10 protein-coding genes are annotated in these 14,717 nt (G+C 69.1%); 2 read left to right on the top strand and 8 right to left on the bottom strand.

The annotated features are described in order from the left end of the window. Positions 1-3 precede the first annotated feature (3 nt). The 8 genes from DIE08_RS11915 to DIE08_RS11880 form a co-directional block, all read right to left on the bottom strand. Positions 4-2,022 carry an ATP-binding protein gene (locus DIE08_RS11915; protein ID WP_124902014.1) on the bottom strand — a complete coding sequence of 673 codons (2,019 nt, stop codon included), beginning with the start codon at positions 2,020-2,022 and terminating at the stop codon, positions 4-6. A gap of 4 nt (positions 2,023-2,026) precedes the next feature. Continuing rightward, complete coding sequence (locus tag DIE08_RS11910) at positions 2,027-3,316, bottom strand: dicarboxylate/amino acid:cation symporter (protein WP_124902013.1); 1,290 nt, start codon at positions 3,314-3,316, stop codon at positions 2,027-2,029. Positions 3,317-3,669: 353 nt separating this feature from the next. Further along, the gene (locus DIE08_RS11905; RefSeq protein WP_124902012.1) at positions 3,670-5,367 is read right to left on the bottom strand and encodes a cation acetate symporter; all 1,698 of its coding nucleotides are present in this window, start codon (positions 5,365-5,367) and stop codon (positions 3,670-3,672) included. An 11-nt stretch (positions 5,368-5,378) separates the two neighbouring features. Then, on the bottom strand, positions 5,379-5,684 hold the full coding sequence (locus DIE08_RS11900) for a DUF485 domain-containing protein (RefSeq protein ID WP_059599844.1): 306 nt from the start codon (positions 5,682-5,684) through the stop codon (positions 5,379-5,381). Between the two features lie 102 nt (positions 5,685-5,786). Next, positions 5,787-6,992 carry a CaiB/BaiF CoA-transferase family protein gene (locus DIE08_RS11895; RefSeq protein WP_124902011.1) on the bottom strand — a complete coding sequence of 402 codons (1,206 nt, stop codon included), beginning with the start codon at positions 6,990-6,992 and terminating at the stop codon, positions 5,787-5,789. A gap of 30 nt (positions 6,993-7,022) precedes the next feature. Further along, entirely contained in the window at positions 7,023-8,168 is a 1,146-nt protein-coding gene (locus DIE08_RS11890) for an acyl-CoA dehydrogenase family protein (protein WP_124902010.1), read from the bottom strand. Between the two features lie 14 nt (positions 8,169-8,182). Continuing rightward, positions 8,183-9,379, bottom strand: coding sequence for an acyl-CoA dehydrogenase family protein (locus tag DIE08_RS11885; protein ID WP_124902009.1), 1,197 nt, complete (start codon positions 9,377-9,379; stop codon positions 8,183-8,185). Between the two features lie 29 nt (positions 9,380-9,408). After that, positions 9,409-11,544 (bottom strand): 3-hydroxyacyl-CoA dehydrogenase NAD-binding domain-containing protein, encoded by a 2,136-nt coding sequence (locus tag DIE08_RS11880; RefSeq protein WP_124902008.1) that lies wholly within the window; start codon positions 11,542-11,544, stop codon positions 9,409-9,411. A gap of 240 nt (positions 11,545-11,784) precedes the next feature. On the opposite strand from DIE08_RS11880, the gene DIE08_RS11875 reads away from it, so the two are divergent. Both DIE08_RS11875 and ggt read left to right on the top strand, forming a co-directional pair. After that, positions 11,785-12,747 (top strand): LysR family transcriptional regulator, encoded by a 963-nt coding sequence (locus tag DIE08_RS11875; RefSeq protein WP_124626378.1) that lies wholly within the window; start codon positions 11,785-11,787, stop codon positions 12,745-12,747. Positions 12,748-12,817: 70 nt separating this feature from the next. Further along, on the top strand, positions 12,818-14,710 hold the full coding sequence (ggt, locus tag DIE08_RS11870; protein ID WP_124902007.1) for a gamma-glutamyltransferase: 1,893 nt from the start codon (positions 12,818-12,820) through the stop codon (positions 14,708-14,710). Positions 14,711-14,717: the final 7 nt, after the last annotated feature.

The raw sequence follows: 14,717 nt of genomic DNA, 5'->3' as shown, positions 1-14,717 counted from the left end.
GTCCTAGTGCGAGCCCGCCGGCTCGGACACCGAGTCCGGATGATGCGTGCGCGCGCGCCGCAGCGTCAAGACGAACAGCGCGCCGCCGGACGGTGCATTGCGCGCGGTCAGCGCGCCGCCCGCGTCGCTCGCGATCGACGACGAGATCGCGAGGCCCAGCCCGAGCCCGCGCCCCATTTCCTTGGTCGTGAAGAACGGCTCGAACAAGCGTGGCAGCAAGTCGGGCGCGATGCCGGAGCCGTTGTCGCGCACCTCGATCGCGAGCGTCGCGACCGACACCGCGATCGTCACTTCGATTGCCGGTGCCGCGACGCCCGCGACCGCGTCGAGCGCGTTGCCGAGCAGGTTGATCAGCACCTGTTCGAGACGCAAGTCCTCGCAGCGGGCGACGAGTTCCGGATAGTCGCACGCGAGGTCGAGCGGCGCATCCTGCGCGGGCGATACGGTCGCATCCTGCAGCGTCAGCGTGAGCGCGACGCCGCGCAGCCGGTCGCCGAGCAGCGACAGCACGCTGCGCAGCGCGCGCACGACGAGCGCCCGTTCGTTGCGCGGCTTCGCGCGGCCGACGAACAGCTTCAGCTGGTTGGTGATCTTGCCCATCCGCTCGGTCAACGCGGCGATCGCCTCGAGGTTCTCGCGCGCGGCCGCCTGCTCGCCTCGATCGAGCAGCACGCGCGTGTTGTCCGAGAAGCTGCGCAGCGCCGCGAGCGGCTGGTTCAGTTCATGCGTGATGCCGGCCGCCATCTGGCCGAGCGCGGCGAGCTTGCTCGCCTGGATCAGTTCGTCGTGCGCGGCGCGCAATTCCTGTTCCGCGCGGATCCGGTCGCCGACTTCCTTCTGCAATTGCTCGTTCGCCTCCGACAGGTCGGCCGTGCGCTCCTCGACGCGCCGGTTCAGCTCGGCATACGCCTGCTGCAGCAATGCGCGGCCGCGGATCATCTCGCGCACGCGCGCGCGGCGCATGCGCCAGTAGAACGCAAGCAAGGCGACCGACACGAAACCGAAGCCGGTGACGATCGTCGCATTGCGCGCGTCGGCGTCGATGGGCGCGATCGGCGCGAGCGTCACCAGCAGCCAGTCGGGTTCGCCGATCCGCCGCTTGCTGGCGAGGAAGCGCGGCGCGCGCAGGCCGGGACCGAGACGCACGATCTCCGCGTCGGCGTCGAGCACCTGCTCGACGCGCAGCGGCAGCGGCGTGACGGGTTGCTGCGCGTACTGGCGCGTCTCGTAGATCGACGCGGCGACAGGCCCCGTCAACGGATGCAGCGTGTGGTATTTCCAGGCGGGCACGGACGACAGGAACACGACGCCGTGATCGTCCGCGACGACGAGCGGCTCGGACGCGTCGGCGCCCTGGAACCATTCGAGATTGAGCTTCACGACGACGACGCCCGCGATCCTGCCGTCGCGCCACACAGGCTGCGAGATGTAGTAGCCGGGATCGCGCGAGATCGTGCCGATCCCGAAGAAGCGGCCGACCTGGCCCCCCATCGCATCGATGAAATACGGACGAAACTGGTATCCGGTCCCGACGAAGCTGTCGGGCGCGCGCCAGTTGCTGGCGGCGACGCACAGGCCGTCCGCGCCGATCACGTAGGTGACGGTCGCGTGCGCGTGCTCGTTGAGGTCTTCGAGATAGCGGTTCGCGCGCGCGGTGAAATCGGCGCGCTTCGGCTCGGCGAGCAGGTCCAGGACGTACGGGTGGCTGCCGAGCAGATAAGGCAGCGACTCGTAACGGTCGAGCGTGCTCTTGAGCGCGTTGGTGGTGCGGTCGACCCGCACCGCGGCGTTGCGCTGCAGCTCGGCGACGCCGCGCCGCCACGTGATGGTCCACGTCAGCGCGCATGCCGCCGCGAGCGCGGCGGCAAGCATGACGAGGATGAGCAGGCGGCGCTTCACGGACGTGACTTCCTGGCGATGCGGATCGCCTATTGTGTCATAGGGCTCCATATCGCCGCCCGGGCCGCCCGGGCCGCCGCGCGGCGCTCCGCCCGCGGGCGGTGCCGCCGCCTGCTCCTTCATGACGTCAGACGCCGGCCGTCTCGGTCGTCGTGACCTCGCCGCCGCCCTTCAGCGCCTGGCGCAGCTTGTTGCGGTCAAGCTCCTTTTCCCAGGCCGACACGACAACCGTCGCCACGCCGTTGCCGACGATGTTGGTCAGCGCGCGGCATTCGCTCATGAAGCGATCGATGCCGAGGATCAGCACCATGCCCGACAGCGGGATCGTCGGCACGACGGCGAGCGTCGCGGCGAGCGTGATGAAGCCCGCGCCCGTGACACCGCTCGCGCCCTTCGACGTCAGCATCGCGACCGCGAGCAGCGTGAGCTGCTGCATCCACGTCAGCTCGATGTTGGTCGCCTGCGCGATGAACAGCACGGCCATCGTCATGTAGATGTTGGTGCCGTCGAGGTTGAACGAGTAGCCGGTCGGCACGACGAGGCCAACCACCGAGCGCGAGCAGCCGGCCTTCTCCAGCTTTTCCATCAGCTGCGGCAGCGCGGCTTCCGACGAGCTCGTGCCGAGCACGATCAGCAGCTCTTCCTTGATGTAAGACACGAAGCGGATGATCGAGAAGCCCGTGGCGCGTGCGATCGCGCCGAGCACGACCAGCACGAACACGACCGAGGTCAGGTAGAACGTGCCGATCAGCTTGAGCAGCGGCACCAGCGAGCCGACGCCGTACTTGCCGATCGTGAACGCCATCGCGCCGAACGCGCCGATCGGCGCCAGCTTCGTGACGATGTGCACGATGCCGAACAGCACGCGCGTGAGGCCGTCGATGAAGTCGGTCACGACCTTGCCGCGCTCGCCGAGGTGCGCGAGCACGCTGCCGAACAGCAGCGCGATCAGCAGGATCTGCAGGATTTCGCCCTGCGCGAACGCATCGACCATCGTGTTCGGGATGATGTGCATCAGGAAGTCGACCGTCGACTGCCCGTGCGCCTTCGCCGCGTACGACGCAACGGCCTTGCCGTCGAGCGTCGCCGGATCGATGTTGAAGCCGACGCCCGGACGCAGGATGTGCGTGGCCGCGAGGCCGAGCAGCAGCGCGAAAGTCGACACGATCTCGAAGTACAGCAGCGCCTTGCCGCCGACGCGGCCGACCTTCTTCATGTCCTCCATGCCGGCGATGCCGGTGACGACCGTACAGAAGATGATCGGTCCGATCACCATCTTGATCAGCTTGATGAAGCCGTCGCCGAGCGGTTTCATGTCGGTGGCGAGCGCCGGGTAGAAGTGGCCGAGGATCACGCCGACGATGATGGCGAAGATCACCTGCACGTAGAGCACTTTGTAGAAGGGTTTCTTCTTCACGATGGTTCCTGCTGAAGTAGATGAGCCGGTGGAAACGGCGTCACGCGCGCGGACGAATGTCAGGGGAAGAGCCATTCGCCCGCGCGGCTGCCGTGCCGCAACAAGCGATGCCTCAGGACGTCCGGAGGGAGTGGAAGGCAGTGGTCATCGATTGTCTCCTTGGTTTAATAGTCGGCCGGGGGGGATGGCCGTGCTTTTCATATCGCAAGGTCGATGCCAGGTGTCCGGAACCCCTCAAGCCGTTGTTTTCATTGTATTTCTCATAATGCGGCAGGCAAGGAAATCCGGGATTCCGGATTTCCGGAAAACATCCGTCCGGCGATCCGGACGGATATGGCATTTCATCTGACGAATCAGTGCTGCACGGCTTCACCGGCCAGCACGCCCGTCTGCGCGTAGAACTCCTGCCGCGCGAAGGCCTCGCGCTCGCGCCGCGCGCGCTCGCCGCGGTCCGCGAGCGAGCCGGCGATGATCCCGACGAACGCGAGCGGCACCGACACGAGCGCCGGGTTGTCGAGGAACACCGGCGCATGCGCGTGGTGCAGCACGTCGACCCACACCGACTTCGACAGCACCGTGAGCGCCACCGCCGACGCGAGGCCCAGGCTGCCGCCGAGCACCGCGCCGCGCGTCGTCATCCCGCGCCAGAAGATCGACATCGCGAGCACCGGGAAATTGGCGCTGGCGGCCACCGCGGCGACGAGGCCGACCATGAACGCGACGTTCACGTGCTCGAAGAGGATCGACAGCGCGATCGCGACCGCGGACAGCCCGATCGTCGCCGCGCGCGAGATGCGCATTTCCAGCCGCTCGTCGGGCTTGCCGCGCGCCCACATCTGCGCGTACAGGTCATGCGAGATCGTGGTCGCGCCGGCGAGCGTCAGCCCGGCGACCACCGCGAGGATCGTCGCGAACGTGACGGCAGCGATGAAGCCGTAGAACCAGTTGCCGCCGACCGCCTGCGCGAGCTTCACCGCGACCATGTTGGAGCCGCCGAGCAGGTCGTGCGTCAGGTTGAAGGTGCCGTTCGCGCCTAGCTTGAAGAACTCGGGATGCTGCGCGAGCAGCACGATCGCGGAGAAGCCGATCACGAAGGTCAGCAGGTAGAAGTAGCCGATGAAGCCGGTCGCGTAGAGCACCGACTTGCGCGCCTCCTTCGCGTTCGGCACCGTGAAGAAGCGCATCAGGATGTGCGGGAAGCCGGCCGTGCCGAACATCAGCGCGATGCCGAGCGACAGCGCATTGGCCGGATCGCGGATCAGCTTGCCGGGCCCCATGATGCCGAGCGCGCCCGGATGTACGGCCACCGCACGGCGGAACATCTCGTCGATGCTGAAGCCGAATTCGGCGAGCGCGAGCAATACGAGCAGCGTCGCACCGCACAGCAGCAGCACGGCCTTGATCACCTGCACCCAGGTGGTCGCGGTCATCCCGCCGAAGAACACATAGACCACCATCAACACGCCGACGATCAGCTCGGCCGTGCCGTACGACAGCCCGAACAGCAACTGGATCAGCTTGCCCGCGCCGACCATCTGCACGACCAGGTACAGCACGACGATCGTCAGTGCGTTCGCGGACGTCAGTAGCCGGATCGGCCGCTGCGCGAAGCGGTACGCGACGACGTCGACGAACGTGAACTTGCCGAGGTTGCGCAGCGGCTCGGCGATCAGGAACATCACGAACGGCCAGCCGACCAGGAAGCCGATCGAGTAGATCAGTCCGTCGAAGCCGAACATGAACACCATCCCCGACAGTCCGAGGAACGACGCGGCCGACATGTAGTCGCCCGCGATCGCGAGCCCGTTCTGCAGCCCGGTGATGCCGCCGCCGGCCGTGTAGAAGTCGCGCGTCGAGCGCGTGCGGCGCGCGGCCCAGCGCGTGAGCGCGAGCGTCGCGAACACGAACGCGAAGAACATCGCGATCGCGACCGGGTTCAGCTCGACCTTGTCGGGCATCGGCCCCGCGACGGCGCTCGCGTGCGCGGTGGAGGGGGAGGTGGAGAAAACGAGAACGGCCAGCGCGCCGAGCGCGCTCGAGATGCGTCGCATGTCGGCCTCCGTCACGAACGTTGCAGGATCGCGTCGACGCGGCGGTCGAACGCGCGGTTCGCGCGCAGCACGTAGCACGCGGTCAGTCCGATCGCGACCAGGATGATCGCGACGCCCGCGACGATCCCGACCGTGGTCGTCGCGCCGCGGTACAGCGGCGCGGCCAGCACGTGCGGCGCGAGCGCGACGAGCAGGATGAAGCCGTAGTAGGTGGCGATCATCAGCGCCGTCAGCGTGAAGCTGAACCGGCGTCGCGCACGCACGAGCTGCTGGTAGTCACGGCGCGCCGTGACCGATTCGATGAAGGAATGCTGCATGGTGTCTCCAATGTCCCCTCGTCGTTCGCGAGGCGTGTCTTATGGATGGTCGGCGCGCGTCGACTGCTCCGCCCGCGCCGCGGCGGCAATACATGAAACGCGCTACACGACGCGATCCGCATGCAGCCGCGCCAGGTCGTCCGGCGACAGCCCGAGCCAGCTGCCGAGCACGTCGTCCGTATCGGCGCCGAGCACGGGCGGCGCACCGCGCACCGGCAGGCGCGCGCCGTCGAAGCGATACGGCGGCGCGAGCACGTCGACGCCGCCCGCGACCGGATGCGGCTGCCGCGTGACGAGCCCCGCGCGGGTCGCGCGCTCCGACGTCAGCGCGTCGTGCAGCCCGAGCACCTCGCCGCACGGAATGCCCGCATCGGCGAGTGCCGCGAGCAGCATCGCGCGCGGCCGCCGCGCGAGTTCGCCGCGAATCGCCGGCAGCAGCGCGGCGCGGTTCTCCGAGCGGCCGAGGTTGGTCCTGTAGCGATCGTCCGCGGCGAGGTCGGGCCGCTCGATCGCGTCGCAAAAACGCGCGAACTGCGTGTTGTTGCCGACCGTGATCACGAGCGGACCGTCGGCCGCGTCGAACACGCCGTACGGCACGATCGACGGATGCGCGTTGCCGTAGCGCGGCGGATCCTCGCCCATCAGCAGCGCATCGAGTCCGTAGTACGCGGTGATCATCAGCCCGCAGTCGAACAGCGCCATCTCGATGCGCCGCCCGCGCCCCGTCGCATGGCGCTCGTACAGCGCGGCGAGGATCGCCTGCGCCGAATACATGCCGGTGAACAGGTCGACCGCCGCGACGCCGAATTTCAGCGGCGGCTGGCCGGCCTCGCCGTTCAGCGCCATCAGCCCCGCCTCGCCCTGCACAACGAGGTCGTAGCCGGGCCGCGCGGCCTCCGGGCCCGAGCGGTCGTAGCCGGAAATCGCGCAATGCACGAGCCGCGGATTCAATTCGGCCAGCGCGTCGTAGCCGAGGCCGAGCTTCTCCGCGCCGCCGAACTTGAAGTTGTGGATCAGCACGTCGGCCTGCGCGGCCAGCTCGCGCGCGATGCGCTGCCCTTCTTCGGTCTGCAGGTCGACGCAGATCGACCGCTTGCTCCGGTTCACGCTGTTGAAGTAGGTCGTCTCGGTCTCGCCGATCCGCAGCCCCCAGTCGCGCGTGTCGTCGCCGCGCACCGGATGCTCGACCTTGATCACGTCCGCGCCGAAATCGGCGAGCACCATCGCGCTCCACGGGCCCGCGAGCACGCGCGAGAAATCGAGCACCTTCACGCCGGCCAGCGGTAATGCGCGCGGGTCGTTCGTCATCCTTGTCTCCTCCATTCGCGTCGTATGCCTTTACTGTTTCGACAGCGCGATGTAGCGCGCGAGATGGTGATCCTCGTCGCCGAGCTGGTGATCGATCATCACGAGCCGCTTCGCGTAATGCGACAGCGGCAGCTCCCACGTCATCCCGATCCCGCCGTGCAGCTGAATGCTTTCCTCGGCGACCAGCGTGCCGATCCGGCCGATGCTGTATTTCGCCGCCGCGAGCGCGCGCTCGCGCACACCGCGCGGCGCATCGAGCTGCGCGGCCGCATTGATCACCGCCGAGCGCGCCTGCTCGACTTCGAGCAGCAGATCGGCCATCCGGTGCTGCAGCGCCTGGAAGCTGCCGATCGGCAGCCCGAACTGCTTGCGCGTGCGCAGGTAGTCGAGCGTCGCGTCCTTCGCGACGTCCATCGCGCCGAGCGCCTCCGCCGACAGCGCGAGCAGCCCGTAGCCGAGCACGCGTTCGAGTAGTGCCGCGCCCGCTTCGCCGTCGAGCGCATCCGGCGCGCCGAGCGCGGCATCGGCCGGCAGCGCGACACGCTCGAAGCGCACTTCGGCCGCGCGGCCGCCGTCGATCTTCCGGTAGTCGCGCAGCGACACGCCCGGCGCGTCGGCCGGCACGACGAACAGGCCGATGCCGGCCGCGTCGTCGTCGCGTCCCGACACGCGCGCGCTGACGACGAAGAACGCCGCCTGCGCGGCCTGGTCGACGACGCCCTTCGCGCCCGTCAGCACCCAGCCATCGCCGGCACGCTCGGCGCGTGTGCGCACGGTCGTCAGTTCGTAGTGCGAGCCCGGCTCGTCGTGCGCGAACGCGGCGCTCGCGCGGCCGTCGATCAGCGCGGCAAGCCGTTCACGATGCGCGTGGCCGCCGGCGAGCGACAACGCGCGGCCCGCGAGCAGCGCGCCGAGGAACGGCTCGACGACGAGCCCGCGCCCGAGGCATTCGAACACCACGGCGATGTCGAAGCCCGCGCCGCCGAAGCCGCCGTCGGCTTCGGGAAACAGCGCGCCGACCGCGCCGAGTTCGGCGAAGCGCTGCCACATCGCGCGATCGAATCCGTCGGCCGACTGCGCGATGCGGTCGCGCACCGGGAACGCATACTGTTCGGCGATGAAGCGGTTCAACGTGTCCGCCAGCATCCGGCGGTCTTCTGTGTGCTGGAAATCCATCGTCGCGTTCCTCGTTACAGCCCGAGCATCATCTTCGCGATGATGTTCTTCTGGATCTCGTTCGAGCCGCCGAAGATCGACAGCTTGCGGTTGTTGAAGTACTGCTGCGCGGCGCTCGCGGCGCCGTCCGGGCCGACCGGCTCGCCGTCGTGATCGGCGTCGAGCGCCTCCTCGATGAACGGCTGCGCGTATGGCCCCATCGCGCGACGCATCAGCGCGGTGATCTCCTGGCGGATCTGCGTGCCGCGGATCTTCAGCATCGAGCTTTCCGCGCCCGGCACGCCGCCGCCCGCGACCGCGGCCAGCACGCGCAGGTTGGTCGTGCGCATGTTCTCGAGCTCGATCTCGACGCGGGCGACGCGCGCCGCGAAGAACGGATCGTCCGCGAGCGGCCGGCCATTCTTCGTGACCTTCGCGGCCACCGCGCGCAGGCGGTCGAGCGCGGCCGTCGAGAAGCCGATTCCGGCGATGTTGGTGCGCTCGTACGTGAGCAGGTATTTCGCGTAGGTCCAGCCGCGGTTCTCTTCGCCGACGAGGTTCTCCACAGGCACGCGCACGTCGGTGAAGAACACCTCGTTCACTTCATGCTCGCCGTCGAGCGTGATGATCGGACGCACTTCGACGCCCCGCGTGTTCATGTCGATCAGCAGGAAGCTGATGCCTTCCTGCTTGCGCACGTCGGTCGCGGTGCGCACGAGGCAGAAGATCATGTTCGCGTAGTGGCCGAGCGTGGTCCACGTCTTCTGGCCGTTCACGACGTAGTGGTTGCCGTCGCGCACCGCGCTCGTCTTCACCGACGCGAGATCGGAACCGGCGCCCGGCTCCGAATAGCCCTGGCACCACCAGTCGGTGCCGTCGAGAATGCGCGGCAGCCAGTGGCGCTTCTGCGCTTCGTCGCCGTACTTGATCAGCACGGGCCCGAGCATGTTGACGCCGAACGGGACGATGCGCGGCGCGCCGGCGAGCGCGCATTCGTTGTCGAACAGAAATTTCTGCGCGACGCTCCAGCCGGGGCCGCCGTACTCGCGCGGCCAGTGGCTCGCGAGCCAGCCGCGGGCATTCAGGATTGCGTGCCATTCGCGCATGTCGTCGCGCGTCAGATGCAGGCCGCCCTTCACCTTGCGCGCGATGCGCGCGGGCAGTTCGGCGGCGAGGAAGCGCTGCACTTCGGTGCGGAACGCTTCCTCTTCGGGAGTGAAATTGAGGTCCATCGTGAGTCCGTTGCGAATGCGGTGGGCGTTCAGTCGATACGGTTCAGGCTCGCGAAATCCGCGCCGCGCTCGACCAGCTCGACGATCAGCGGCGAAGGCTTCCAGAACAGCGGATCCTCCTTCGCGAACGCGCGGATGTCGGCGAGCACGTTCGCGAGGCCGACCGTGTCCGCGTAGTGCATCGGGCCGCCGCGATAGCGCGGGAAGCCGTAGCCGTACAGGAACACCGCGTCGACGTCGAGCGGGCGCAGCGCGATCTTCTCGTGCACGACGTTCGCGCCTTCGTTGATCATCGCGGCGAGGTAGCGGCGCATGATCTCGTCGTCGGTGAACGTGCGCGGCGCGATGCCCTTCTTCGCGCGCTCGTCGGCGACGATCGCCTCGACTTCCGGGTCCGGCGTGCCGACGCGCGCGCCGTCCGGATACAGGTAGTAGCCGCGCGCGGTCTTCTGCCCGAACCAGCCGCGCTCGCACAGCCGGTCGGAAATCTCCACGTAGCGCGCGCGCGGGTCGCGCGTCGCCGCGCGGCGCTTGCGGGTCGCCCAGCCGATGTCGCCGCCCGCGAGGTCGACGACCTGGAACGGCCCCATCGGGAAGCCGAATTCACGCACCGCGCGATCGATCTGATACGGCGACGCGCCATCTTCCATCAGATAATCGGCGGCGGTGCGATAGACCGCGAGGATCCGGTTGCCGATGAAGCCGTCGCACACGCCGGCGCGTACCGGCGTCTTCTTCAGCTGTTTGGCCAGCGCGAACGCGGTCGCGACGACATCCGCACTCACGCGCGCCGGCACGACGATCTCGAGCAGCTTCATCACGTTGGCCGGCGAGAAGAAATGCAGGCCGATCACGTCGGACGGCCGGTCGACGCTGGCGGCCAGCTCGTCGATGTCGAGATACGACGTGTTGGTCGCGAGCACCGCACCCGGCTTGCACACGCGCGAAAGTTCCGCGAACACCGCCTTCTTCACGCCCATGTCCTCGAACACGGCTTCGATGACCACGTCGGCCTGCGCGAGCGCGTCATACGAGGTGCTGCCCTTGAAGCGCGCGAGCCGCGCCGCGTGCGCGGCCGGCGTCATCCGCCCCTTCGCGACGAGGCCGTCGTACACCTTCTCGACATGCGCGCGGCCGCGCGCGAGCGACGCTTCGTCGCGCTCGATCATCGTCACGGGCAGCCCGGCATCGAGCGCCGCGACCGCGATGCCCGCGCCCATCGTGCCGCCACCGACCACGCCGATCCGCTCGACCGCACGCGCGCTCGCGCGGCGCGCCTCGGGCGCCTTGGCCGCCTCGCGTTCCGCGAAGAATGCATGCACGAGGCCCGCGCGCTGCGGGCTGTCGATGCATTGCAGGAACAGGCCGCGTTCGAGCTTCATCCCCGCATCGAACGACTGCGTGAGCGCGGCCTCGACCGCATCGACGATCTTCGCCGGCGAGAACAGGCCGCGCGACTTCTTCGGCAGGTCGGCGCGCGCCGCGTCGATCGCGGCCTGCGCGGCCGCGCGATCGGCAAGCCCCTGCGCATCGCGCGTGCGCCGCGCCGGCGCGCCGAGCGACACGAGCTCCTGCGCATAGGCGAGACCTTCGGCGAGCGTGTCGTCGCTGTGCGCGACGCGATCGACGAGGCCGAGCGCGAGCGCTTCGTCGGCGCTCGCGTGACGCCCCGTCAGCATCAGGTCGAGCGCGGCCTTCGCGCCGATCAGGCGCGGCGTGCGCTGCGTGCCGCCCGCGCCGGGCAGCAGGCCGAGCGTGACTTCGGGAAGGCCGAGCTTCGCGCCGGGCACCGCCAGCCGGTAATGCGCGGCGAGCGCGACCTCGAGGCCGCCGCCGAGCGTCGCGCCGTGCAGCGCGACCACGACCGGCTTCGCGCTCGACTCGATCCGTTCGCACACGTCCGGCAGCGACGGCGGCACCGGCGGCTTGCCGAACTCGCGGATGTCGGCGCCCGCGATGAAGTTGCGGCCGGCGCCGACGATCAGCACCGCACGGATCGCGTCGTCGGCCTGCGCGGCGTCGAGCGCGTCGGCGAGACCGCGCCGCACGTCGGCGGACAGCGCGTTGACGGGCGGATGGTCGATCGTGACGACGAGCACCTTGTCGCGCCGTTCGCGCGTGACGGTGCCGGCTCGGGATGGTTCGGTGGAAGCGGGTGAATTCATCGTGTCTCCAGTGCGGTGCGCCGCGCCGGCGGAACCGGTCGTCGGGCCGGCGAGCGGTGCCGGCTCCCGAGCCGGGTGCCGCGCGGCGGCAAACGATCCGGCGTGTTTGCCGGGCATGACTCGATTCTCGATTGATCGAGATTTATTGACAATTCCCGCGCGCCTTTACAAGCTGTCAAGTCTGACTTGACATTGAATGTTTTCGGACCGTTAAACGGGCCGGATCGGGAGACACCGGGCATGGACCTGAACGCGCTGACGCTGCTCGTCGAGATCCTCGACGCGGGCAATCTGAGCAAGGCCGCGCAGCGGCTCAAGATGAGCCGCGCGAACGTCAGCTACCGGCTGAACCAGCTCGAACGCTCGATCGGCCAGCAGCTCGTGCGTCGCACGACGCGCCGCATCGAGCCGACCGAGATCGGGCTGAAGCTGTACGAGCACGGCCGGCGCATCCGCAACGAACTGCTCGCCGCGCAGGAATCGGTGACGACGCTCGGCCAGGACCTGCAGGGCCGCGTGCGGCTGTCGGTGCCGAGCGGCTACGGGCAGATGGTGATGTCGGAGTGGCTGCTCGCGTTCAAGCGCCTGCATCCGGGCATCGTGCTCGACGTCGTGTTCGAGAATCGCGTGGAGGACCTGATGCGCGACGAAGTCGACATCGCGATCCGCGTGATGTCCGAGCCACCTCAGAACCTCGTCGCGCGCGACATGGGCGCGGTGCGCTACGTCGCGTGCGCGTCGCCCGCGTTCGCGGCCGCGCACGGGATGCCCGCGAGCCTCGAGGCGCTGGCCGCCGCGCCGGTCGTCACCGCGACGGTGCTGGGGCGGCAGCTGCGGATCGCCGCGTATCTCGGCGACGAGCGCCACGAGGTGCTGCTCGAACCCACGCTGATTTCGGAGAACTTCCTGTTCCTGCGCCAGGCGATCCTCGCCGGGATCGGCGTCGGCATCGTGCCCGACTACGTGATGCAGGACGACATGCGGCGCGGCATCGTCGTCACGTCGCTCGACGCGTACCGGCTCAGCATCTTCGGCACGCACATGTACATGCTCTACATGCCGAACCGGCACCACACGCGCGCGACCGCGACGTTCATAGAGTTCATCCTCGAACAGGCCGGAAAGACCGGCCGGGGCGGGCCGGACGGGATGCGTCAGGGTTTCCTGTCGGGTGACAACCCGCCGGCCGCGCGGCGACAATAGCGCGCCGCCCGTGCGGAGCGCGTGCCGCGCACACGCTGCCTCCTTCGAATTCACTGTTGCCGAGGGTTCAATGTTCGACCGGATTCGTCCGCATTCGCGTCCCTGGACGCCCGTTGCCGCGCTCGCGCACGTCACGCTCGCCGCGCTCGTCACGTTCAGCGCCGGCTGCACGTCCCCGTCCGCGCCGTCGGGCGCCGTCGTCCCGGTCGCCGCCGCGTCGGGTGCCGCGGTGCCGCTGCCCGGCGTTCACGCGCCGGAACAGTCGTCCGGCTGGACCGACAAGCCGGGCTGGACCTCGCAGCACTTCATGATCGCGGCCGCGAACCCGCTCGCGACGCAGGCCGGCTACGAGATGCTGAAGGCCGGCGGCACCGCGATCGACGCCGCGATCGCGACGCAGATGGTGCTCGCGCTGGTCGAGCCGCAATCGTCGGGGATCGGCGGCGGCGCGTTCATGCTGTACTTCGACGGCCGTGCGACGCAGGCGTACGACGGCCGCGAAACCGCGCCGGCCGCCGCGACCGACCGCCTGTTCTACGGGCCGACCGGCCAGCCGATGGGCTTCTACGAAGGCGTCGTCGGCGGTCGCTCGGTCGGCACTCCGGGCGTGCTGCGCATGCTCGACACCGCGCACCGTGCGCACGGCAAGCTGCCGTGGCGCCGGCTGTTCCAGCCCGCGATCCGGCTCGCCGAGCACGGCTTCACGATCAGCCCGCGCCTGGCGATGCTGATCGCGAACGACCGGTACCTGAAGAACGACCCGGCCGCGCGTGCGTACTTCTACAACAAGGACGGCACGCCGAAGACGGCCGGCACGGTGCTGAAGAACCCCGCGCTCGCGACCGTGCTGCGCCAGATCGCCGAGCGCGGCGCGAACGCGTTCTACACCGGCGCGATCGCGCGCGACATCGTCGCGAAGGTGCGCAAGCACCCGACCAACCCGGGCCTGCTGTCGCTGCAGGATCTCGCGCACTACAAGGCGAAGGTGCGCGCGCCGCTGTGCGCCGACTACCGGCGCTCGGTGGTGTGCGGGATGCCGCCGCCGTCGTCGGGCGGACTCGCGGTCGCGCAGATGCTCGGCATCCTCGAGGCGATGCCCGACTGGCAGCAGATCGGCGCGCAGAAGCCGGTGCGGACCGAGCTGGGCTACGAGCCGACGCCGTTCGCCGCGCACCTGTTCAGCGAGGCCGGACGCCTCGCGTATGCGGACCGCGCGCGCTATGTCGCCGATCCCGATTTCGCGCCGCTGCCGGGCGGCAACTGGGCGAGCCTCACCGACAAGACCTATCTCGCGCAGCGCGCGCGCCTGATCGGCGACACGAGCATGGGCGTCGCGCAGGCCGGCACGCCGCAGGGCGCGACGCTCGCGCTGGCCGACGACCGCAGCCCCGACATGCCGTCGACGTCCGACATCGCCATCGTCGACCGCTACGGCCAGGCACTGTCGATGACGACCAGCGTCGAGGACGCATTCGGCTCGCGGCTGATGGTGCGCGGTTTCATGCTGAACAACCAGCTCACCGATTTCTCGTTCGTGGCGAGCGAGAACGGCCGGCCCGTCGCGAACCGCGTGCAGCCGGGCAAGCGGCCGCGCTCGTCGATGGCGCCGGAACTCGTGTTCGACAAGAAGACGAAGCAGGTGACCATGATCGTCGGTTCGGCCGGCGGCCCCGCGATCATCAACCACGTCGCGAAGACGCTGATCGGCGTGATGGACTGGGGGATGACGATGCAGCAGGCGATCGCGCTGCCGAACGTCGGGTCGATGAACGGGCCGACGCAGCTCGAGCGCGGCCGCGTGTCGGACGCGCTCGTCGACGGGCTGAAGGGGCGCGGGCACGACGTGCAGGTCGTCGAGATGAATTCGGGACTGCAGGGGATCCAGCGGCTGAACGTGCAGGGGCAGACGGTGTGGTTCGGCGGCGCCGACCCGCGGCGCGAAGGGATCGCGATGGGGGATTGAAGGCAGC

This window comes from Burkholderia sp. Bp9004, assembly GCF_003858025.1.
GTDB classification, from domain to species: Bacteria; Pseudomonadota; Gammaproteobacteria; order Burkholderiales; family Burkholderiaceae; genus Burkholderia; species Burkholderia diffusa.
The sequence above is the reverse complement of the archived record's forward strand: the minus strand, read 5'-3'. Positions and strand labels throughout refer to the sequence as shown.

Excerpts from the sequence above, each read along its gene's own strand:
- DIE08_RS11885 (WP_124902009.1), bottom strand. The coding sequence starts at position 9,379 with ATGGACCTCAATTTCACTCCCGAAGAGGAAGCGTTCCGCACCGAAGTG.
- ggt (WP_124902007.1), top strand. The coding sequence starts at position 12,818 with ATGTTCGACCGGATTCGTCCGCATTCGCGTCCCTGGACGCCCGTTGCC.
- DIE08_RS11900 (WP_059599844.1), bottom strand. The coding sequence starts at position 5,684 with ATGCAGCATTCCTTCATCGAATCGGTCACGGCGCGCCGTGACTACCAG.
- DIE08_RS11880 (WP_124902008.1), bottom strand. The coding sequence starts at position 11,544 with ATGAATTCACCCGCTTCCACCGAACCATCCCGAGCCGGCACCGTCACG.
- DIE08_RS11890 (WP_124902010.1), bottom strand. The coding sequence starts at position 8,168 with ATGGATTTCCAGCACACAGAAGACCGCCGGATGCTGGCGGACACGTTG.
- DIE08_RS11895 (WP_124902011.1), bottom strand. The coding sequence starts at position 6,992 with ATGACGAACGACCCGCGCGCATTACCGCTGGCCGGCGTGAAGGTGCTC.
- DIE08_RS11915 (WP_124902014.1), bottom strand. The coding sequence starts at position 2,022 with ATGAAGGAGCAGGCGGCGGCACCGCCCGCGGGCGGAGCGCCGCGCGGC.
- DIE08_RS11875 (WP_124626378.1), top strand. The coding sequence starts at position 11,785 with ATGGACCTGAACGCGCTGACGCTGCTCGTCGAGATCCTCGACGCGGGC.
- DIE08_RS11905 (WP_124902012.1), bottom strand. The coding sequence starts at position 5,367 with ATGCGACGCATCTCGAGCGCGCTCGGCGCGCTGGCCGTTCTCGTTTTC.